We start from the raw sequence: 19,212 nt of genomic DNA, 5'->3' as shown, positions 1-19,212 counted from the left end.
ACTGAGGAGAGACAAAAATACAAGGTCATTCTGTTCCCAGCAGCTCCCTGACGGTTCTTCTCACTGCCTCGTAGCCCTTCATTTTCGGCCCCCAGCCCGTAGATTTGGCTTTGGTTATGTCAAGGAGCATAAACTTCACGTCGCCCTTCCAGCCCCTTCCGCCGTCCACTCCCCCGGTGAAGCGGAACTCCGGATTGAGGTTCATCTCCTCGCTCACTATCTCCGCTATCTCCTTCACAGTTACCCAGTCGTCGTTGCCAAGGTTGTAGACGTCGTAGGTCTCGCCGCTTTTCCTGAAGTGATCGAAGATGTGGAGCATTCCCTCAACAGTATCGCTTACGTGGAGGTAGCTCTTTCTTTGGGTACCATCCCCAAGGATTTCAAGCTCGTCAGGGTTCTTCCGCAGTTTGTTTATGAAGTCGTATATGACACCGTGGTTTGAGCGCTTCCCGATGATGTTTGCCAGGCGGAAACTCAGAGCCCTAAAGCCAAATATATGTGCGTAGCCGCTTATTATGGCTTCAGCAGCGAGCTTTGCCCCACCGTAGACGCTTATTGGCTTAAGCGGACCATAGGTCTCGGGAGTGGGGATAGCAGTTGCCTCTCCGTAAACAGTTGAAGAACTCGTGAAGACGAGGTATTCAACGTCGGAATTCCTCATGGCCTCCAGAAGGTTGTAGGTTATCGTGACGTTGCTTTCATAGAGCTTCTCCGGACTCTGAGCACTTATTCTAACCTCCGGGTTGGCCGCAAGGTGAAAGACAACATCAACTCCTTCAAGGGCCTGTTTCACAGTTTCCCTATCACGCATGTCCCCTTTAATGAATTCAAAGTGCTCGTTCCTCATCCAGTGCCTTATGTTGTCAATGCTTCCAGCGCTCAGGTTGTCCAAGACTCTAACTTCGTAGCCGCTCTCCATCAGCATGTCCACCAAGTGGGAGCCAATGAAGCCGGCGCCGCCTGTAACTAGAACTTTCATTTTATGTCACCCCGATAAGGTAAAGGGAAGAACTTAAATAAGTTTTCAGCGCATTTTAGAGAGCATCGTGAGGATTTAAAACAAGACATAATGCTGGCATTTAGGTGAGAACAATGAAGGCTGTCATAATGGCGGGTGGCTACGCCACGAGACTCTGGCCGATCACGAAGGACGTCCCCAAGGCCCTCCTGCCGGTGGGGGACAAAACCATACTAGACCACATAATGGAGAAGGTTATGGAAACCGGCCTTGAGACCTACATATCCACCAACCGGTTCTTTGAGAGCAGGTTCAGGTCGTTCGCCGAAAAGTGGGGTGTCAAACTCATAGTTGAGGATACGCTCCACGAGGAGGAGAAGCTTGGAACCATAGGCGCGCTTAAGAAGATAATCGATGAGATTGGCTTGGATGATTACCTGATAATCGCCGGCGACAACCTCTTCTCGTTCTCGCTCCAAGACTTCCTTCAGAGGTATGAGGGGAAGCCACTGATAGCGGTCTACGATGTCGGCGACCCTGAGCTCGCCAAGAGGTACGGTGTCGTCCTTCTTGAAGGGGATAAGGTTATCGACTTCGAGGAGAAGCCAGCGGTTCCAAAGTCCACTCTGATAAGCACCGGCGTCTACGCCCTTCCGAAAGATGTGATAGCACTCATTGACGAGTATCTCTCAAACGGCCACCGGGACGCGCCAGGGTATTTCCTAGGCTGGCTCCTGAAGAGGGGAGTCGAGATAAGGGCTTACCGCTTTTCAGAGTTCTGGTACGATATTGGCTCGGCCGACAGTTACCTGGAGGCACTTAAAACCCTGCTCAAGGAAAGCTACATTGAGGAGATTCAGATAAGCCCGTACTCCAAGATAATCCCGCCGGTGGTCATAAAGAGGGGAACGAAAATACTCGGCCGCTCAATAATCGGGCCTTACGCGTACATCGGGGAGGACTGCGTCATAGAAAACTCCGATGTGAGCGACTCAATAGTCTTTAAGGGGACTGTGCTCAAGAACGCAACGATATGGCGTTCCATAATCGATGAGAAGTGCGAGATAAGAAACCTCGAGCTGAAGAAGAGCCTGGTTGGGGGGCACGCAAAGATACAGAGGGGGGACTAAGTTTTTTAATTCTTCCTTCCATTGGAAGCTGCCATGGCAGAGAGTCTAAAACTGAAGCTGATAAAAAACGCGGGCTGGCTGTTCGGTGCCGAGGTCATTTCGAAGCTTTTAGCCTATGGAATCATTGTTATTCTAAGCCGTACGCTGGGGCCAACAGGGCTTGGCCAGTACTCGTTCATCTTCTACTATGTTGGGCTTTTGGGCATTTTTTCGGATTTGGGAGTAGGCTATTACTTCATGCGTGAGGTTGCCAGGGATAAACACAGATTAGAAGAGCTCCTCCCAGATGTACTTGGTTTTAAAATCGTTCTTGCCTTCTTGAACTTTGCGATAATCGTGATTCTGACGGTTCCCCTTCCGAAACCCGAGTGGATGAAGCTCTTGATAATCCTTGCCGGAGCAGAGGCAATGCTGGGATGGATGGCATACGTGTTCATAAACATCATGTACGCCCATGAAGTGACAAAATATGAGGCTCTAGCAAGGGTGATAGAGAGAACATGGGCGTTTTTTGTAGGAGGAACCGTTCTTTACGTTTATAAATCTCTCTCACCTTTTATAATCACGCTTCTCATTGGATACAGTATAAGAGAGCTTCTAAGGATAAAGTGGGGTTCTAAGTTTATAAGAAAGATTGAGATGCGTTTTAAACCAAATGTGTGGCTCCCCCTCCTGAGAAAGTCCTACCCCTTCTGGCTCATTGGTCTCTTCACCCTTATCTACTACCGCACCGATATGGTGATGCTGAGTTTAATGAGGGGGGATTACGAAACTGGGATATACAGGGCAGCTTATACCCTGATTGAGGTGGCCCTGTTCGTCCCGAACATCGTCGTTTCAACCACAATGCCCTCAATGGCAAGGCTCTGGAAGGAAGACAGAAAAACACTGGGAATCCTGCTGAAGAAGAGTTTTCAGGTCCTAGTTGGTTTAGGTGTCTCCGGAACTGCAGGCTATTACATCTTTGCAAAGTGGGGGATCATTATCGTGTTCGGGGAAAAGTTCCTTCCGAGTGTTCCGGTGCTCAGGATTCTGGCCTTCGCAGTTCCTTTCATGTTTTTAAACTCCCTCTTCGGGAGCTTTTTGAATGCAACGGGGAGGGAACTGACTTTCACAAAGATAACGGGGTTCACTGCATTGCTAAACGTCCTGCTGAACTACTTCCTAATACCAAACTATGGAGCAAGCGGGGCGGCGGTGGCAACTGTAGTGAGCCAGGGAGTAGCGTGGAGCTTGGGGGGAATTAAAATTCAACGTAGCAGATGATTTTCAAGGAGGAGCCATCTATTAGTTATAGCCTAAAACATCACAGGCTTAGGGAACATCCTTCTCTTCTCCCATAGCAATTCTCAGCGCCCTCTTAAAGAAATATCCATCCCTAATCCTCATTCCAAGGGAGAGAGCATTTTCCCTCAACTTGAGATAGTCCCCATCTGAAACATTCTTCGCCTTGAAAAGTAATTTCTCCAGGTTTTTGTCGGTAATTCCCACTTCATATTTCCTGACAAGCTCGGATACGTAAATCGCATGGCTATCAACTAAAACAGGCAACCCTGCAACTAGATAACTGGAAAATTTGGAGGAGCTGCTTAATTTGAAATACTCCGATAATTCCAGAGTATACCAAACCAACCCGAAATCACCTGTTGAGAGTGCAGAATAAAATTCATAACTGCTTTTAAAAACACCAAGATAACGAACTGAAGGCTCTTTTAAAAAAGTTTGTATCCAGTTCCCATTGGGGCCAACGAACCAAAACTCTAATGTAGGGGGTATCTTTGTTAAGTACCATTCGAGACCCCGTAACCTATCCTGACTAAGATTACCCGTGTAGATGATTCTTTTCGGTTTACGACTTGGATCTTTTACAGCAGGCGGAATGAAATCTGCACCGAGATCAAGTATTTCATAGTACACAAATTTTTCTTTAGGAATATTGTATCTCTTCTGAAGAGACTCTGCCATTGTCCAGTTGAACACGAGAATCTTATCGGCAGCATCAAAGAGGGTTTCCTCCAAGTAGAACATTTCACTGTCTATCAACGAAGCCCAGTTAGAGCTTTTTGTGGATATTACCTGCTCGAATGGAAGATCATAAACGTAAACAATCAAAGATGAACTTTTGGATAGAAGTTTAAGGGTTTTAACATCCAGTGTCCTGAGTTTTGTTGTTTTGACAGGATTACCAACCGCAGGGTACGGAATAAGAATAAACTCAGATTTAAGGGCTGAGAGCATCTTCCAGTAATAAGAAACAGGAGAGAGAACAGTACGCCGAGGTGGCAGGTAAATCGGAGAAAAACCAAGCTCAGAAGAGAATTTAACTATATCCCCCATTGTTTGGGCTGTTGCCAAACTCATATTACCACCGGAAGGGACAAGAACTACGTTTTTACGACTCATAGCTCCTCACACCATCGAGGTATAAACCTTCACAATTTGCTTTACAATATTATTCCACATAAACTGTCTGGCATACTCTCTTATTTTCCCTTTATCCCACTCTTTTTCAAGAGCTATTAAAACTTTCTCCGCAAGACACTCTGGATCTTTCGGTGGACACAGGAATCCGTAATTCTCAGATGTTATTATCTCCTCACTTCCACCATTAATCGTTGCAACAACGGGAGTACCAACAGCAAGGGCCTCAAGAACAACCACCCCAAAACTTTCCCTCAAACTCGGCAAGACAAAGAGGTCGGCGGCATTCATCCACAGCGGTATTTCTTCATGAGGTCTACTCCCAGCGAAGTAAACGTTCTCAGAAATTCCAAGTTTCTTTGCAAGCTCTTCAACCTTCTTCCGGAGCGGCCCATCCCCAACAATAACAAAGAAAGTGTTAGGCTCTCGTTCGAGAACCATCTTAACCGCCTCTAAAAGATACTCGTGTCCCTTCACAGGAACTAGATTGCCAACAGTTAGAACGATCTTTTTTTCCAGGGGGAGACCAAGGGATCTTCTACATTCAATCTTGTCCATCGGTCTGAATTTCCTCCCATTAAAGCCGTTTGGGATTAACGAGATTTTTTCAGCGGGAATTCCAAGCCTCTCGGTCAAAACGAGGAAGTTTGAACGGCTTACGGTAATAATTTGATCGGCACTCTCCAGGGCCTTAAGGACTTTCCTCAGGTAAACTTCCCCCCTGAAGGGGAGGTCATAGACATCAAACCCATGGGCAGTTACTATCAATGGCACACCAAATTTCTCCTTTAAAAGTGCCCCAGCGTACCCACTCGGCCAAGTGAAGTGAGCATGAATGAGATCAAACTCAAGTCCTTTTCTGTTTATAATCCTTAAGGCAGCCCGGTAAAAGTTATCCCCCAACCTCTTCCTAAAAAACCCAATTGGGAGATGGAAGAAACGGGGATAATAAACGTGAACGTTGTCATATGAGTAATCCCTCAAAAATCTGCTTGTTCCCAAGGGGTGAGGGGAGATTACATAGATCTCATTAAAATACCTCCTAAGCTCGTCAACCTGCCCCTTAACGAAGCTCCCACCGTAGCTTTTACCTTCTGGGTCTGGGTAGGAGTTAGTGATTATTAAAAGACTCATCTCCAAGTATTTCCTGTTACCCACACGTAAACCCTCCTCAATTTCTCCGCTTCTCTTTCCCAGTTCCATTTATCCCTGATCATTACCTTAAAAGACTTAAGGGATTTTTTCAATTTTGGAATATCGTTGAGCGTATTTATTATCTTATCTATTTGCAATTCTTTTAACGGGATACCACATCTATACTCCCTAACGAAGTCCTCCATAAGTGTATCGCCGTTTACAATGACAGGAACGCCAAGAGAGCAGGCCTCAAATACTTTAACCGCAATAGCCCGCTTTACATTTTCCCTTGGAGGGTACCAAGCAAATACCACGTCACACAGTTTGTAGTAATTGGGAGTTAATCTATACTCAACATTCCCAACAAATTCAATATCAAGCTCTGCATAACGAGTTTTCACGAGCTCCTGCAGTTTACTCACGTTCTTTCCCCCACCAACAAAAAGAATCCTGTATCTATTTGGTTCCTTAGAAAGAGCCTCAAACAGGGGAATAAAGTTCGATATGGTACGTATTGATCCTATAAATCCGATAGTTAGCTTATTGGACCATTTAAGGCCGAGATCTAGATAATTTGAAAAGGTCACTATTTCGGGAGTGTTCCAAATGGTAGTTATGCTATCTGGAAGGACACTATTAATGATATAATACTCCCTAAGACCCTCGTGTTTTCCTCCAATTGACTGGGTAGCTACTATTACGTGAGTAGAGTTTTTTGCAAAGAGCAAATCCAAAGTCTCAACGATTTTTCCTAAGAACATTTCTTTATCTGTTTCCATAGAGAAGAATGTAAAGTAAAGATCATGGATATCATAGACCCACTTTGTCCTCTTGATGAGCTTCAGGAGAAACCCCAAAACGGCAGTGTCAAAATCATGGGTGTGAATAACGTCCGGTTTCAAGTGTAAAACAGCCCTCAGAGCATTCAAATAAAACAGTGGAAGGCCAAAAATCATCCTATATCCATATCCAGATCTAGGACCAAGACGAAGAACATGTACCCCCTCAATAGTTTCCCTTTTCGGATACTTGCCCTCCCTGTCCCAGGCTATAACGTACACCTCATGACCCGCTTTGACTAGACTTTTGGCTTCCTTGTAAACCCTGGGATCCGGGTTAAATGGGTTGCTCACTGTCATTACAATTCTCATTATCTCTCACCTGAAAGCCCTCTTATGGAACAACAAACCGGCTATAAATCCCAAGCTTATAAGGTTGTGGAACAGGAACATAACCGGAGGGAGAAAGACTCCATCGCTGTTTTTTGTTTTATAAGCTAATCTAAGTCCCTCACCAAAGAGCGCCAGCCAGTAGAGGGCAAATAACCAGAGGAACTGTGGAATTACCGGCAAAAGAACCTCAAACCCAAGGAAACCAAGTGGGAACAGCCAGAGAGGGGAGAAGTACCCCTTACGTATGGCAACACCTTTAACCGCGCCATAATTAAACGTCTGCTTCAAAAATCCCCTCCAGCTGGAGCGGGCGTAATAGTAGCTTTTGATCTCCGGGTTGAAGAACAGCCTATAACCATTTTTATTTATCCTGAGGTTGAACTCGAAGTCATTGCCTGTGAGCATGTCCTCATCAAAACCTCCAATCTCTTGGGTTATAGCCTTATCGTAGAGGGCAAAGGCAACGGTTCTGGCAAAATGAGGCCTCTCCTCATACCAGAAGGTGCTCGCCCCGCTTAGAGGTGAGGAGTACACGAGGGCAACGAACTTTGCCAGGCGGTTCTCAAAGAGCTTGATGATCTTCCCACCTACTCCAGCGAGCTTCGGTTCCTTCTCTTTGATCTCAAGAAACGTCTCCACGCTCTTCCTTAAAAAATCCCTCTCAGGATAGGCATGTGCTCCAAAGATGATGAAGAACTCTCCTCTCGAATCTTTGATGCCCATGTTAAAGGCGTAGACCTGGTTTTTCTTCGGGTTTTTCCTGTAGGACACAAGGCCAGGGTATTTCATCTCAAACTCCTTAACTATCTCCGGTGTTCTATCCGTGCTCATGCCATCGTAAACCAGGATTTCATATCTCTCCTTTGGATAGTCCTGATTGACCCATTCCGTGAGGCATTTTCTGATATAGCGCTCCTCATTGTACGCAGGGATTATAACTGAAACGAATGGCGCCTTTTCGTTTTCAACCATGAGTTCCACCGGGGCAAGGCTTATATTACTCCAGGAGTTTTTAACCCTGGTGTTTCCAATGTCCGAGGAGGCTAAAAAATATTTCGCCCATCCCCTCGCCGTTGTGGAGGAGGGGGCAGAGATAGGAGAAGGAACCAGAATCTGGCACTTTGCCCACATAAGGAAAGGCTCCAAGATAGGCAAGAACTGCAACATAGGGAAGGACGTTTACGTTGATGCCGACGTTGAAATCGGAAACAACGTGAAAATCCAGAACGGAGTGAGCGTCTATCACGGCGTTAAAGTCGAGGACGACGTTTTTCTCGGCCCGCACATGACGTTCACGAACGACATGTACCCAAGGGCATTCAACCAGGACTGGGAGGTTGTTCCGACCCTCGTCAAGAAGGGGGCAAGTATAGGGGCCCACGCCACAATCGTCTGCGGAACCACGATAGGGGAGTACGCAATGGTGGGAGCCGGTTCAGTTGTCACCAAGGACGTTCCACCCTTTGGCTTGGTCTATGGAAACCCTGCCCGCCTGAGGGGCTTCGTCTGCTATTGCGGAAGACCCCTAAAGGAGAAGATCGGAGAGGACGAAGAGGGAATTATCTTCAAGTGCTCCCACTGCGGGAGAGAAGTCAAGATAAAGAAGGAAGACTACGAGCGCTACCTTAGGGAGAAGAATCTCTAAAGGAACACTTAAATATGTGAAATCACATAATACCTCTGGTGGTTCCATGCCGAACATAACGCTCTCAGTGCCTCCGGATGTTTACAAAAAGATGAAGGAGCACAGCGAGATAAGATGGAGCGAGGTGGCTAGAAAGGCCATAGTGGGGTACCTCGAAAGACTGGAGAAGGGCAACCTCGAACTCCCGGCAAAGGACATCCTTAAGATGCTGGGGAAGGACTTCGAAAAGAAGGTAACAGAAACACCGCTGGAAACCTACGAGAGATTCCACAAAAAAGCGAGGGAAGCGGAATGGACGAGGACAAGAAGCTTTACGACACGAACGTGATTATCGAGGCGGTAAAATCCGGGGAAAAGCTTAGGGGATACACCACAATACTCAACGTGATAGAGTTCCCCAAAGTCACAACGCTCGACCTGACAGTGATCACCCCCTCGCTCGATGACTATCTCCTCTCAACAGAGATATCCCAGGCAATGGTGGAGAAAGGAACGCCCGTTCCCGCAGTTGACATGGTTGTAGCTGCGGTGGCGCTAAACAGGGGGCTCACCCTCGTAAGCCAAGATAAGCGTTTTCTTTTCATTCGGGAAGTTTATCAGGATTTAAAGCTACAGCTGGAGGGTTTATAATGAGGAACATGCCCATAGCAAAGCCCCAGATAGGGGATGAAGAAATAGATGCCGTTGTGAACGTTCTCAAGAGTGGAATGCTCGCCCACGGAAAGGAAGTCGAGGCCTTTGAGAGGGAGTTCGCCGATTATCTTGGAGCAAAACACGGGATAGCCGTTGCCAACGGAACCGCCGCACTCGACGTTGCCCTTAAGGCCCTCGGGATAAAGGATGGCGACGAGGTCATTACCACGCCATTCACCTTCATAGCAACCGCCAGCTCCATTCTCTTCCAGAGGGCGAAGCCGGTTTTCGCAGATATAGACGAGAAAACCTTCAACCTTGACCCGGACGACGTTCTGAAGAGGATAACAGACAAGACGAAGGCGATCCTAGTCGTCCACCTCTACGGCCAGCCGGCAGATATGAAGGCATTCAAGGAGATAGCGGAAGACCACAACCTCTACCTCATCGAGGACTGCGCCCAGGCCCACGGGGCAGAATTTGAGGGCCAGAAAGTTGGAACGTTTGGAGACATCGCTGCCTTCAGCTTTTACCCGACGAAGAACATGACGACCGGAGAGGGCGGAATGGTTGTAACCAACAGCGACGAACTGGCCGAGAGGGCGAGGCTCATAAGGAGTCACGGACAGGTGCAGAGGTACTATCACGTGGAGCTCGGCTACAACCTCAGGATGACGAACATAGCCGGTGCATTGGGGAGAGTCCAGCTAAGGAAACTCAAGGAATGGAACGAGAGGAGAAGGGAGAACGCGGAAAAGCTCACCGAGGGAATCTCAAAGATCGATGGCCTAATCCCACCATACGTTGATCCGAGGGTGAAGCACGTCTACCACCAGTACACGATAAGGGTAACCGACGAGTTCCCGCTGAACAGGGACGAGCTCGTTGAGAAGCTCCGCGAGAAGGGAATAGGAACTGGAATATACTACCCGCTGCCGCTCCACCACCAGCCGCTCTTCCAGAAACTCGGATACGAGGAAAACTGCTGCCCGAACTCAGTAGAGGCCAGCGAAGAGGTGGTCAGTCTGCCGGTCCACCCAGCGGTGAGCGATGAGGACATAGATTATATAGTCAGAACACTCAGAGAGATAAACGGTGAGTGAGTTGGAGGAAATCGAGGTAGTCTACGAGGACGGGGTCTTCAAACCCCTGAAGAAGACAAAAGTCAAAGAAGGGACTTTAGGAAAAGTTACCCTCATAAAACCCTCTGGACTGCTTGAGATGGCAAGAAAACACCGCAAAAAAGTAAAGGAAGACCCCCTGCAGGAATTCCTGGAGGAAAGGCGATGATAGTCGTTGACACCTCCGTTTTTATTGATTTATTTTTTGAGTTCGACCCAGAGAGAACTAAGAAAGTTGAAAGGCTTTTTGAGATCATTGAACGGAACGGTATCTCAATAGTGGAACCAGCCCTTTTCAAGGTGGAACTTGCCTCCCAGCTCAGCAGGAGAATGAAGAAATCCGAGGCGTCAATTGTTTTGGATGAAACAATGAGGAGAGTTGAACTGATATCCACGGAAGATCTCATGGAGACTGCATTCATTGTGGCCTTCGAGACCGGGGCAAGGGCCGCAGATTCATTCTACATTGCAACTGCAAAAAAGAATGATGCTGTTTTAATTTCGAACGATAAAAAGCAAGTTGAATCCGCAAAGAGTTTTGATACACGAGCCTTTTACCTGCTCGACGAAATTGAAGAGGCCATTAAAACCGTTGGAGGCTGAGAAGATGCTGCGCGTTGGAGTAGTCGGAGTCGGGATGATGGGACAGCACCACGTTCGCGTTTACTCCGAACTGGCCAAAGAGGGGAAGGTTGAGCTCGTTGGAATAGCGGATGCCAACTTTGAGAGGGCCAAGGAGCTCGCCAAGAAGTACGGGACAACACCTTACGCGGACTACCGCGAGCTGGTTAAGGAGAAACTCGATGCGGTGAGCATAGCCGTGCCCACTTCCCTCCACAGGGAAGTCGCCCTCGAGTTCATAAAAGCGGGAACGAGCGTCCTCGTTGAGAAACCAATAGCGGACACTATTGAGAACGGACAAACTATAATCAAGGCCGCGGAAGAGGCCGGGGTTACACTGGCGGTGGGGCACATTGAGAGGTTCAACCCAGCGGTCCTCAGGCTCAAAGAGCTCATAGACCGGGGAGAGCTCGGAAAGATAGTGACGATAACGGCAAAGCGCGTCGGCCCGATGGCGGCCCGGATCAGGGACGTCGGGATAATAATCGACCTCGGCGTCCACGACATCGACGTCATAAGCTACCTCTTCGGGGAGAGGGTCAAAACGGTCTACTCAAGGGCAGGAAACGTCCTCCACCCGGCCGGCGTCGAAGACCACGCCCTCATAACCATCGGCTTTGAGGATGGGAGCGGCATAGTGGAGACGAACTGGCTGACCCCCCACAAGACCAGAACCCTCAACGTCGTCGGAACCGGGGGAATAGCCTACCTCGACTACATTGAACAGAGCCTCAAGCTCTACAACCACGAGTGGATAAAGGAGGCGAAGATACAGAAGAGAGAGCCGCTGAGGAACGAGCTTGAGCACTTCATTGAGTGCGTTGAGACCGGGAAGAGACCTATTGTAGATGGCGAAGCCGGCCTTCATGCCCTCAAAGTCGCCCTCCTGGCCCAGGAGAGCGCGAGAACCGGAAAAGTTCTGGAGGTGGGAGAATGAAGCTTATCGGGTTGAGCAAGGAGGAAGTTAAAGAGGCCTTCAGAAAGGGAGAGTTTACCATAGCAGTTTATGGAATGGGAAAGATGGGCCTTCCTCTGGCGGCCGTCTTCGCAGACCACGGGGCAAACGTCATAGGCGTTGACATAAACGAGAGAGTCGTCGAGATGATAAACCGCGGTGAGAACCACATAAAGGAAGAGCCGGGCCTGGATGAACTTGTGAGGAAGAACGTTGAAGCCGGGAGACTGAGGGCCACAACCGACGGTGTTGGGGCGGCGAAACAAGCTGATGTGATGGTCATTCTAGTTCCAACACTCACGGACGAGAGGGGCAACATGAAGCTCGGCCCGGTTTATGATGTCGCTGAAAAGATCTCTCAGGGGCTTGAGAAGGGCGACATCGTTATCACAGAGGCGACCATGCCGCCGGGAACTACTGAGAGCTTAGTTTCCATCCTCGAGAAGAGCGGGCTCAAGCTTGGGGAATTCGGCCTTGCCCACGCTCCGGAGAGGACGATGACGGGGACTGCCATAAGGGACATCACCGGCCAGTACCCAAAGATAGTTGGGGCAAACGATGGGAGGACGCTTGAAGCGGTGATGGGCATCTACGAGACGATAAACAGGAAGGGCGTCATTCCAATGAGCTCAATCAAGGCCGCCGAGGCGGTAAAGGTCTTCGAGGGTGTGTATAGGGACGTTAACATAGGTCTCGCGAACGAGCTCGCCCTGTGGTGTGAGGAGCACGGCCTTGATGCCCTCGAAGTATTCCAGGCGGCGAACACACAACCCTACTGCCACCTCCACATGCCCGGAGCCGGGGTAGGGGGCCATTGCATCCCAGTATACCCCTGGTTCGTCATTAACCTCGCCAGAAAGACGAATCCGAGGCTTACCAAGACTGCAAGAGAAATTAACGACTCGATGCCTCATCACGTTGTTGAGCTTACCATTAAAGCGCTCAACGGAGCTGGAAAGCCGCTGAAGGGAAGCAACGTTCTCATACTGGGACTAACATTCAGGGGCGGCGTCAGGGAGTTCATGAAGGCGGCCGCAAAGCCAATCATTGAAGAGCTCAAGAAGTGGGGGGCCAACGTTTACGCCTACGACCCGCTGTGCACCAGGGAGGACGCGGAGCGCTTTGGCACCGAGTGGAAGGAGGACTTCAAGGACGTTGATGCGATAGTCATAACCGCTGACCACAGGGAGTTCAAGGAGCTGGATCTTGGAAAGATAGCTGGAGAAGTTAGGACTAAGATAATAGTGGATGGCAGGAACGTTATTGATCCGGAGAAGGCAGAAAAGGCAGGTTTCATCTACATGAGGGTTGGAAGAGTCTGAGTTTTCTCATCTTACACTTTATTTCTTTTGAAAATTCTTTTGTAATACTCTCACTCAATATTCAAACCTCACACTCTTTAATCCTTCAGGGGCCAATTCTGCAGGAGGATAGAGGGCGTGGCATTCAATAAACCCCCAGACCCTAAATCAAAATAAAAACAAAAGAAATAGAAAAACAGCCGTCAAACGTTCTTAGCCAGAACACATCTTTTCATCGAGCACGCTCAGAACGCTGTATTTCCTGCTCTAAAGGAATCCATTTTACCTTACCGCCATCCTGGACTCTCATAACCCTCTTGGTAAGCTTCAGGTAGGTGAGCACCGCATAGAGAACCTCCCACGGAACCCCCACTGCTTTCTTGAGCTCAAAGGGCCTGTTGAACCCCCGGCGGATATAATGTTCAACGAGGGACGCGAGCTCCCCCAATGTTACGTTGGCTTTGTTCGGATCCCCTGAGGATAGGAACTCAACAAACCTGGCCTTGTCCCTCAGAGTTGAGACCTCGGACTTCAATGCGAGTAGCTCTTCCCCAAAAGTATTAGCCATTTCACTGAGCTCATAGCAGAGCTTGCTGTCGGCTTTGCTGTCAACTTTACTCAGGATAGTTTTTATCTCTTCATCCTGCCTCGCCATCTTATCTTCCAGCCTCTCAAGTCTAGATGACAGCTCGGTGACCCTGTGGTTTAGGGCATCAACGCTGGCCTCGATATCGGGGAACAGCAGGGACGCGAGATAACGCCTGGGGTTAATCAACGTACATCCCCCCAGTTAAATATGAAAAAGTGCTCAATATTAAATGTTGTCCCTCCCCCACATTGGAGCGACTCAACAGCTACATTTATTCTTTGAAATAACCTGATGATTACTGGGGGGTTTGCGCGTGGTTGCCAAGACCGTTCAGATCACACGAAGGGGTCCAGGACGCCCCAAAACGCGGGATACAGAACTCATAACGCTCAACTTAGACAGAAAAGCACTCACAATCCTCAGAGAACTGTCCCAAAAACATGGAATGCCAATGAACCAGACATTGAAAACCCTCCTCTTCTCAGCGGCCAACGACGACTACCCCCTAAAACTGTCCCAGGACAACAATCACCTGAGAGAGCAATTGAGAACATGCGAGAACAGAGTGAGGGAGCTTGAATCCGAACTGGAGAAAATAAGGTCAAGACATGACTTGAAGGATCGTGAGCTGAAGGAGTTGATGGAGTTGAAGGTTAAGATCGGCAGGATCCTTGAGAGGCATGGGGAGCTGAAGCTGTTTGAGCTCGTGGGACTAGTCTCTCTTCTTCTAACGAAATTCCTCCGATTTTTTCTTTTAAACAAACCTCCCTTAGTGATGTTAGCTTTCATTCAACATGATCTAATCCTTAATTAACACATATCAGCTAGATTTAATATTAACCAATTCTCTCCATTGATTAGGGGGTGAAGACAATGATAAATGATTGTTTGGAGTATTTCGACTGCTTCGAGTACCGGCTCCGCAGCAAGGAGCTTAGCGTCTCCACCAAGGAGGGCCACGAACTTGAAAAGACGCTGGCAAGGCGGAAGCTGAAGCCAGTACTGGACCAATGCGCCCGCAGGGAGATCATTCAGTTTATCAATGGGGAGCTCATCCGCAGGGGCAGGACCGGGGAAGCGAGTTTGATCCGCGCCGTTGAAGAAGACGGACACGATGAGAACATCAGGGTATACACAAACTCAGTGTCTCTTTTAGTGGCTGTTAGAACCTTTTCCACGGTCTCCTGTCTTGTTCAAAAACTCACGGAAATGGGGTTGATGCAGGAGGGGGGTTGGCGATGAATGGTGAATTGCAGGCATTTTTCATCAGGAACCAGCTGAGCAGGTTGAGGTGCACCCTAAAAGGACATACTGGAGCCGTGCCCCTGGAGGTACTGAAGGCCTACGGGCGGATTTCAGAGCATGCGAAGGTGGAGTTCATAACCGCAATGGCCGATAAGCACGGGTTCTTCGAAATAGATCCATACATCAACGGCACGCTTCACCTCATAACAACTGTTAGGTCCTATAAATCTATTGCCAACTACCACGGACTGGAACTCAACGTGGAGTTCAACAGAACCACCGGAGGAGGGGAGCTCTTCTACAGGGTAAGGACTTACTCGTCAAGGGATGCAATGATGAACAACGTGAGGTTAGAGCTCCCAGAAGGAAACTACGGCCTGACAAAGCTGCGGGGCGCTTGGTTAATTCGGGCGGGAGTCAAGTTAGATGAACCTAGGGCCAGAAACGAGAGCTTCGTGATAATCCAGCGTGTCCCCGCTAGAGTTAGATCCATCGGAGAAGCCCACGAGTACCTGATACCAAACGCAGTGATCAAAGCCCTCAAGCAGGGCAAGAGAGTCTTTGAGGCGGGCGGTCTGTACTTTATTGAGTCCAACAAGAACGAATTCGGAGTTCTGAGGAGGTTAAGCACTGAGGATACCGGCTACACCGTACATGAAAGATCGGGTTACACTGAGATCTATTACTATGAAAACGGACGCAAAGCACTGCTGGCCAAATTCCCGAGCGATGAGAGGTACAGAATCGTGAGGAGCAAAGCCCTTGAACAGCACATCCACATCTCCAAGAAGAAGCTCAGGCGGGGGAGTTCAGTGAAAGTGCCCCGGGAAGAAATTGTCGTTGCCATGTGAGCCTTTCTTTTTTCCTTTTTGTTTAATCGAAGAAAGACGCTTTTTGATTCTTCAAATTTTCCCACTTTGCTTCTATTAACTAAGCGAGTCAGCTTTATTAGGGTCGCGGAGTTGCCGAAAAATTTATCAAGTTAGTGACCAAAATGGTTACCATATGATGAAAAATTACTACCTCTCACGGACGGAGCAAGAGCTTATCAGTGTCCTTAAGGCTACTGACATAATATCGGCTCAGGAAATAAAAGAGCTATTTCCTGGGTTAAGTGAAAACATGATCAAAAAAGTGCTTTTAAGTCTTGTGAGGAAAGGTTACCTGTACAGACTTAAGAGGGGCCTGTACCTTGTTAACGAGGAACCAGGAAAACCTTTAATAAAAAATCCATATTGGATAGCACTGGCCCTGTTTACAGGATACGTTGCGTTCTCCTCAGCACTGAGGCTCTACGGATTTATTGAGTACGAACCGTTCACGATATTCGTGGCAACGCCAAGAAAGTCAGGTAAAAGAGAAATTGGGGAGTACACTATAAAGGCTATCGCCCTGGGCGAGAAAGCAACGGGGATGACCCTCAAAAATGGAGTTTACACTTCCACCCTGGCCAAAACCTTCTTTGACTGCTTTTACAAACCGACCTACTGTGGAGGCTATTCAGAAGTAACGAAAGCACTGTATGAGGCGAAGGAAATAGACTAGGGCGAGTTCTTGGGTTACTTTAAACGCTTTGCGAGCAATTCCCTCTGTCAGAGAATGGGCTATATCCTGGAGCTCGTAAAGGGGTTAGGTGTCGATGTTCCGGGGGACCTCACTGACTACCTGCGGAGCAGGGTTAAAACATGGACAAAGCTGGTTCCAACGCTTCCCTCTAGGGGTAGGGGCATTAGGGAGTGGAAGCTGATCGACAACCTTGGAAAGGAGAGGATTCTGGGGTGGGCCTATGGATGAGAGGATGCTGAAATACGTTGCTGCAAGGACGGGGTTGGGCCTAAACTACGTGGACAAGGAGGAGAGGGGAGCTCATTGGGAGCCTGAACTTTAGGGTGGAAGAGTTTTTAATGGGGTTTTAGCATCTGAGTGAAGCCAGAAAAACCCCTAAAGGAAGTTCAGAAGGAGGCATAGCCCGTGATAATCACCCACGGCCATCATTCAAAACTCAGTCTATGTACACTGCTTCCAGCCCCATTTTTCTCGCTATTTCTCCTTGTCTTTCATCGCTCGTGATTAATTCGGCCCTCAGACTCTTAGCCTGCGCTAGGAACAGGCCCTCGTAAATCGGAGTGTCATGAATCATAGCAATTTCTAAGGCTTCCCTCAAATATTTCTCACTTGGTTCTAGGATTATTACTTCCTCCCTCACGAGCTTCACCATTCCATCGTAAAGCCCCAAGGCCTGTTCTTTTGTTATTAACTGATACTTTCTCATATACTTCCATATCACGTTCGCCGCCTCAAGGAGTAGCATGTCGACTGCGTAAGGCTCCAAGTCTGGCTCTAAGTAGGGGATTACTTTCTCCCAGCCTTTTTCCTTCATTAAAAACTTTGAGAAGGCCGAAGAGTCAATGACTATCACGGTCCTCCCTCACGAGCTTTTGTGCCGTTCCCTTTGGAGCCTCCGGGAGGGTTTGGATGTAGGAGATAACTTCCTGAAGGGCTTCCCTCTTCTTGTACTCTTTGATCTTCTTTTTTATAAACTCCCTGATTTCCGCGCTCCAGTTAACTTCGCCCTTTAACTCATCCATCTCATGCTTGATCTCCGGTGGGACACGAATACTAACGACGCTCCCCATGCAATTCACCTAGGAACATGTTTGTAATACAAATATATAAGTGTTTTGTATACACAGAAAGCCGATTTAAAGGAGGGAGGGATAAAAGCCGTGCCCCATAAGACGGGATGGAGGGATTGTCAATAAGGATTGTATTATCAAGAATTGTTTTGAGGGTATTAGAGGTCACTGCTACAAGGGATTTAAAAGAACTGGTTAAAAGAGAGATATTTGAAAAAATTGGAGTTACTAGGAAGGGTACATTACGTATTAAAGCCCTCAAACTGGCCTCCTCCCCGCCGTGAACGGCGAGGCTTTCAGAAGAAAAAAGTAAAGGAGAATGAAGGGGTTTAGCTCTCCGATGATATAACCCTCAAGGTTTATGATTTGAGGAGCTACAACAATGAAGTCATTAGAGAGTCAATAAACGCAATGTTCAGAATTGCCGGGGAGTTAAAAGGAAGGTTCTCCTTGTTGGCGGCTGGAGTGTGTATTACATTTTTCTTTTGGCAAGCCTCCCCTTTAGGGAGGGAAGGAGGTCGTAGGAGTTCACCGCGTATGCCTCAGTGCTCGCTCAATGACGGGATCAATGATGTAGTGTCCATCATCACGTTTTTCGATGTAGCCATACCTGATGAGGTTCCGAATGGCAGTGTACAAAGTTTTCTTGTCTATTCTTTTTCCTTCAGACCTCTCAACGTATGCTTTTATTGCGGACCATGAATGATAACCTTCAGAGATCGCCATCATTATGGTGAGGTACCTTGGTGAATAGCCTGATAGCTCGTCTATTATATCGCTCTTCGCTTTCTGGAACACTTCATCAATAGCCTCACTGTGCGTTCTACCACGGTAACGTAGCCACCCGTACTCCCTGAGCCAACCGACGATGCCATCGAGCACTTCAACGGCATTCTCTATTTCTCTATCCCCCACGCTCAAGTCAACTTCTTTAAAACCTTCTTTTAGATACATTGCACTCTCATCTCTGCTGAAGCGATCCAGGTGCACTATTTCGTGCTCCCTCTTGTATAAAGGAGAGTGCTTGTCGTTAAAGCCGAGAAATTCCTCAAGAATCTGTATTTCCGACCCGGTGAGAATCAGAGTAATGTTCTCGTAATTGTCATTCAAAGAGGCAAATAGAGCGGTGTAATCATAGTTTGAGTAGCGGAGGTATTGGGCTTCATCGAAGACTATAACTGTCCTCTCCCCGTTGTTTTCAATGTCGTCGAGGACATCTATGAGGTCAGTTTTTTCATCTTTGAATTCCACGCCTGATCCTGCAATCGCCACGCTCTTCAACGACCGCAGAAGTCTCATGACAGGCGCATAGCTTTTCCTTGCATCGAGGGATTTTACTATCTCCTTCTTTATGACCTTTGGCGAAATGTTTGCATGGATGCTCCAGAGCTTTCTTGCGTCTATGTAAATACCAGGCGTGTCTATTTCATTGAGTAGAACTTTTACGAGAGTCGTTTTGCCCACACGGCGGATGCCTGTAACCACTATTAGCGGCACTCCATCGGTTATGGCTGAGATAATTTTGTTAAACTCATACTCACGGTCGAACATTTCATCCCTTGACTTCTTCACCCTGCTGAACAGCATTGTAGGGCCACCCCCTACTAGTAGGTAGAGACCCTTTAATATTTAAACATTATCGTCCGTG

25 protein-coding genes are annotated in these 19,212 nt (G+C 48.0%); 16 read left to right on the top strand and 9 right to left on the bottom strand.

Annotated features, from left to right (window positions below):
- Positions 1-25: 25 nt before the first annotated feature.
- Complete coding sequence (locus E3E29_RS05995; protein WP_167910083.1) at positions 26-979, bottom strand: NAD-dependent epimerase/dehydratase family protein; 954 nt, start codon at positions 977-979, stop codon at positions 26-28.
- Between the two features lie 113 nt (positions 980-1,092).
- Here E3E29_RS05995 and E3E29_RS05990 point away from each other — a divergent pair, with 113 nt between their 5' ends.
- Together E3E29_RS05990 and E3E29_RS05985 are read left to right on the top strand one after the other, a co-directional pair.
- Positions 1,093-2,088, top strand: a complete 996-nt coding sequence (locus E3E29_RS05990; RefSeq protein WP_167910289.1) for a sugar phosphate nucleotidyltransferase — start codon at positions 1,093-1,095, stop codon at positions 2,086-2,088.
- Between the two features lie 33 nt (positions 2,089-2,121).
- On the top strand, positions 2,122-3,354 hold the full coding sequence (locus tag E3E29_RS05985; RefSeq protein ID WP_167910082.1) for a flippase: 1,233 nt from the start codon (positions 2,122-2,124) through the stop codon (positions 3,352-3,354).
- A 48-nt stretch (positions 3,355-3,402) separates the two neighbouring features.
- Here E3E29_RS05985 and E3E29_RS05980 read toward each other — a convergent pair whose 3' ends face one another.
- From E3E29_RS05980 to E3E29_RS05965, 4 genes are read right to left on the bottom strand one after another with little or no spacing between them, the layout of a single operon-like run.
- A complete protein-coding gene (locus tag E3E29_RS05980; RefSeq protein WP_167910081.1) occupies positions 3,403-4,449 on the bottom strand; it encodes a hypothetical protein in 1,047 nt (348 codons plus the stop codon).
- Positions 4,450-4,497: 48 nt separating this feature from the next.
- Positions 4,498-5,712 carry a glycosyltransferase family 4 protein gene (locus tag E3E29_RS05975; protein ID WP_167910080.1) on the bottom strand — a complete coding sequence of 405 codons (1,215 nt, stop codon included), beginning with the start codon at positions 5,710-5,712 and terminating at the stop codon, positions 4,498-4,500.
- Positions 5,640-6,797 (bottom strand): glycosyltransferase family 4 protein, encoded by a 1,158-nt coding sequence (locus tag E3E29_RS05970; protein WP_167910079.1) that lies wholly within the window; start codon positions 6,795-6,797, stop codon positions 5,640-5,642. The genes E3E29_RS05975 and E3E29_RS05970 overlap by 73 nt, the downstream gene beginning before the upstream one ends.
- Before the next feature lie 6 nt (positions 6,798-6,803).
- The gene (locus tag E3E29_RS05965; protein ID WP_206205816.1) at positions 6,804-7,790 is read right to left on the bottom strand and encodes a glycosyltransferase family 2 protein; all 987 of its coding nucleotides are present in this window, start codon (positions 7,788-7,790) and stop codon (positions 6,804-6,806) included.
- 58 nt (positions 7,791-7,848) lie between these two features.
- Between E3E29_RS05965 and E3E29_RS05960 the strand changes: the two genes are divergently transcribed.
- Genes E3E29_RS05960 through E3E29_RS05925 form a run of 8 tightly spaced genes read left to right on the top strand, consistent with a single transcriptional unit; the run spans position 7,849 to position 13,115 of the window.
- Positions 7,849-8,463, top strand: coding sequence for an acyltransferase (locus tag E3E29_RS05960; protein WP_167910288.1), 615 nt, complete (start codon positions 7,849-7,851; stop codon positions 8,461-8,463).
- 46 nt (positions 8,464-8,509) lie between these two features.
- Complete coding sequence (locus tag E3E29_RS05955) at positions 8,510-8,791, top strand: hypothetical protein (protein WP_167910077.1); 282 nt, start codon at positions 8,510-8,512, stop codon at positions 8,789-8,791.
- The gene (locus tag E3E29_RS05950) at positions 8,755-9,093 is read left to right on the top strand and encodes a PIN domain-containing protein (protein WP_167910076.1); all 339 of its coding nucleotides are present in this window, start codon (positions 8,755-8,757) and stop codon (positions 9,091-9,093) included. The genes E3E29_RS05955 and E3E29_RS05950 overlap by 37 nt, the downstream gene beginning before the upstream one ends.
- Positions 9,093-10,199, top strand: a complete 1,107-nt coding sequence (locus tag E3E29_RS05945) for a DegT/DnrJ/EryC1/StrS aminotransferase family protein (RefSeq protein ID WP_167910075.1) — start codon at positions 9,093-9,095, stop codon at positions 10,197-10,199. Before E3E29_RS05950 ends, E3E29_RS05945 begins: the two co-directional genes overlap by 1 nt.
- Complete coding sequence (locus tag E3E29_RS05940) at positions 10,192-10,386, top strand: antitoxin family protein (RefSeq protein WP_342764681.1); 195 nt, start codon at positions 10,192-10,194, stop codon at positions 10,384-10,386. Before E3E29_RS05945 ends, E3E29_RS05940 begins: the two co-directional genes overlap by 8 nt.
- Positions 10,383-10,820, top strand: coding sequence for a type II toxin-antitoxin system VapC family toxin (locus E3E29_RS05935; RefSeq protein ID WP_167910074.1), 438 nt, complete (start codon positions 10,383-10,385; stop codon positions 10,818-10,820). The genes E3E29_RS05940 and E3E29_RS05935 overlap by 4 nt, the downstream gene beginning before the upstream one ends.
- A gap of 4 nt (positions 10,821-10,824) precedes the next feature.
- Positions 10,825-11,775, top strand: a complete 951-nt coding sequence (locus tag E3E29_RS05930; protein ID WP_167910073.1) for a UDP-N-acetylglucosamine 3-dehydrogenase — start codon at positions 10,825-10,827, stop codon at positions 11,773-11,775.
- Positions 11,772-13,115 carry a nucleotide sugar dehydrogenase gene (locus tag E3E29_RS05925; protein ID WP_167910072.1) on the top strand — a complete coding sequence of 448 codons (1,344 nt, stop codon included), beginning with the start codon at positions 11,772-11,774 and terminating at the stop codon, positions 13,113-13,115. The genes E3E29_RS05930 and E3E29_RS05925 overlap by 4 nt, the downstream gene beginning before the upstream one ends.
- Positions 13,116-13,326: 211 nt before the next feature.
- On the opposite strand, the gene E3E29_RS05920 is transcribed toward E3E29_RS05925, so the two are convergent.
- Positions 13,327-13,869 carry a hypothetical protein gene (locus E3E29_RS05920; RefSeq protein WP_167910071.1) on the bottom strand — a complete coding sequence of 181 codons (543 nt, stop codon included), beginning with the start codon at positions 13,867-13,869 and terminating at the stop codon, positions 13,327-13,329.
- A 127-nt stretch (positions 13,870-13,996) separates the two neighbouring features.
- On the opposite strand from E3E29_RS05920, the gene E3E29_RS05915 reads away from it, so the two are divergent.
- The 5 genes from E3E29_RS05915 (at position 13,997) to E3E29_RS11800 (ending at position 16,722) form a co-directional block, all read left to right on the top strand.
- Positions 13,997-14,497 carry a hypothetical protein gene (locus E3E29_RS05915; RefSeq protein WP_167910070.1) on the top strand — a complete coding sequence of 167 codons (501 nt, stop codon included), beginning with the start codon at positions 13,997-13,999 and terminating at the stop codon, positions 14,495-14,497.
- Between the two features lie 50 nt (positions 14,498-14,547).
- Positions 14,548-14,925 (top strand): hypothetical protein, encoded by a 378-nt coding sequence (locus tag E3E29_RS05910; RefSeq protein ID WP_167910069.1) that lies wholly within the window; start codon positions 14,548-14,550, stop codon positions 14,923-14,925.
- Entirely contained in the window at positions 14,922-15,779 is an 858-nt protein-coding gene (locus tag E3E29_RS05905) for a hypothetical protein (RefSeq protein WP_167910068.1), read from the top strand. Before E3E29_RS05910 ends, E3E29_RS05905 begins: the two co-directional genes overlap by 4 nt.
- A gap of 154 nt (positions 15,780-15,933) precedes the next feature.
- Entirely contained in the window at positions 15,934-16,473 is a 540-nt protein-coding gene (locus E3E29_RS05900) for a type IV toxin-antitoxin system AbiEi family antitoxin domain-containing protein (RefSeq protein ID WP_240922792.1), read from the top strand.
- Between the two features lie 54 nt (positions 16,474-16,527).
- Complete coding sequence (locus tag E3E29_RS11800) at positions 16,528-16,722, top strand: hypothetical protein (protein ID WP_240922791.1); 195 nt, start codon at positions 16,528-16,530, stop codon at positions 16,720-16,722.
- Between the two features lie 208 nt (positions 16,723-16,930).
- Here E3E29_RS11800 and E3E29_RS05895 read toward each other — a convergent pair whose 3' ends face one another.
- Positions 16,931-17,347: a type II toxin-antitoxin system VapC family toxin gene (locus tag E3E29_RS05895; RefSeq protein WP_167910067.1), complete on the bottom strand. Its 417-nt coding sequence runs from the start codon at positions 17,345-17,347 to the stop codon at positions 16,931-16,933.
- Positions 17,334-17,564: a hypothetical protein gene (locus E3E29_RS05890; protein ID WP_167910286.1), complete on the bottom strand. Its 231-nt coding sequence runs from the start codon at positions 17,562-17,564 to the stop codon at positions 17,334-17,336. The genes E3E29_RS05895 and E3E29_RS05890 overlap by 14 nt, the downstream gene beginning before the upstream one ends.
- A gap of 107 nt (positions 17,565-17,671) precedes the next feature.
- On the opposite strand from E3E29_RS05890, the gene E3E29_RS05885 reads away from it, so the two are divergent.
- A complete protein-coding gene (locus tag E3E29_RS05885; RefSeq protein WP_167910066.1) occupies positions 17,672-17,848 on the top strand; it encodes a hypothetical protein in 177 nt (58 codons plus the stop codon).
- 244 nt (positions 17,849-18,092) lie between these two features.
- On the opposite strand, the gene E3E29_RS05880 is transcribed toward E3E29_RS05885, so the two are convergent.
- Positions 18,093-19,151: an ATP-binding protein gene (locus E3E29_RS05880; RefSeq protein WP_167910065.1), complete on the bottom strand. Its 1,059-nt coding sequence runs from the start codon at positions 19,149-19,151 to the stop codon at positions 18,093-18,095.
- Positions 19,152-19,212 lie beyond the last annotated feature (61 nt).

Source organism: Thermococcus sp. Bubb.Bath, from assembly GCF_012027595.1.
Classification (GTDB): Archaea; Methanobacteriota_B; Thermococci; order Thermococcales; family Thermococcaceae; genus Thermococcus.
The sequence above is the reverse complement of the archived record's forward strand: the minus strand, read 5'-3'. Positions and strand labels throughout refer to the sequence as shown.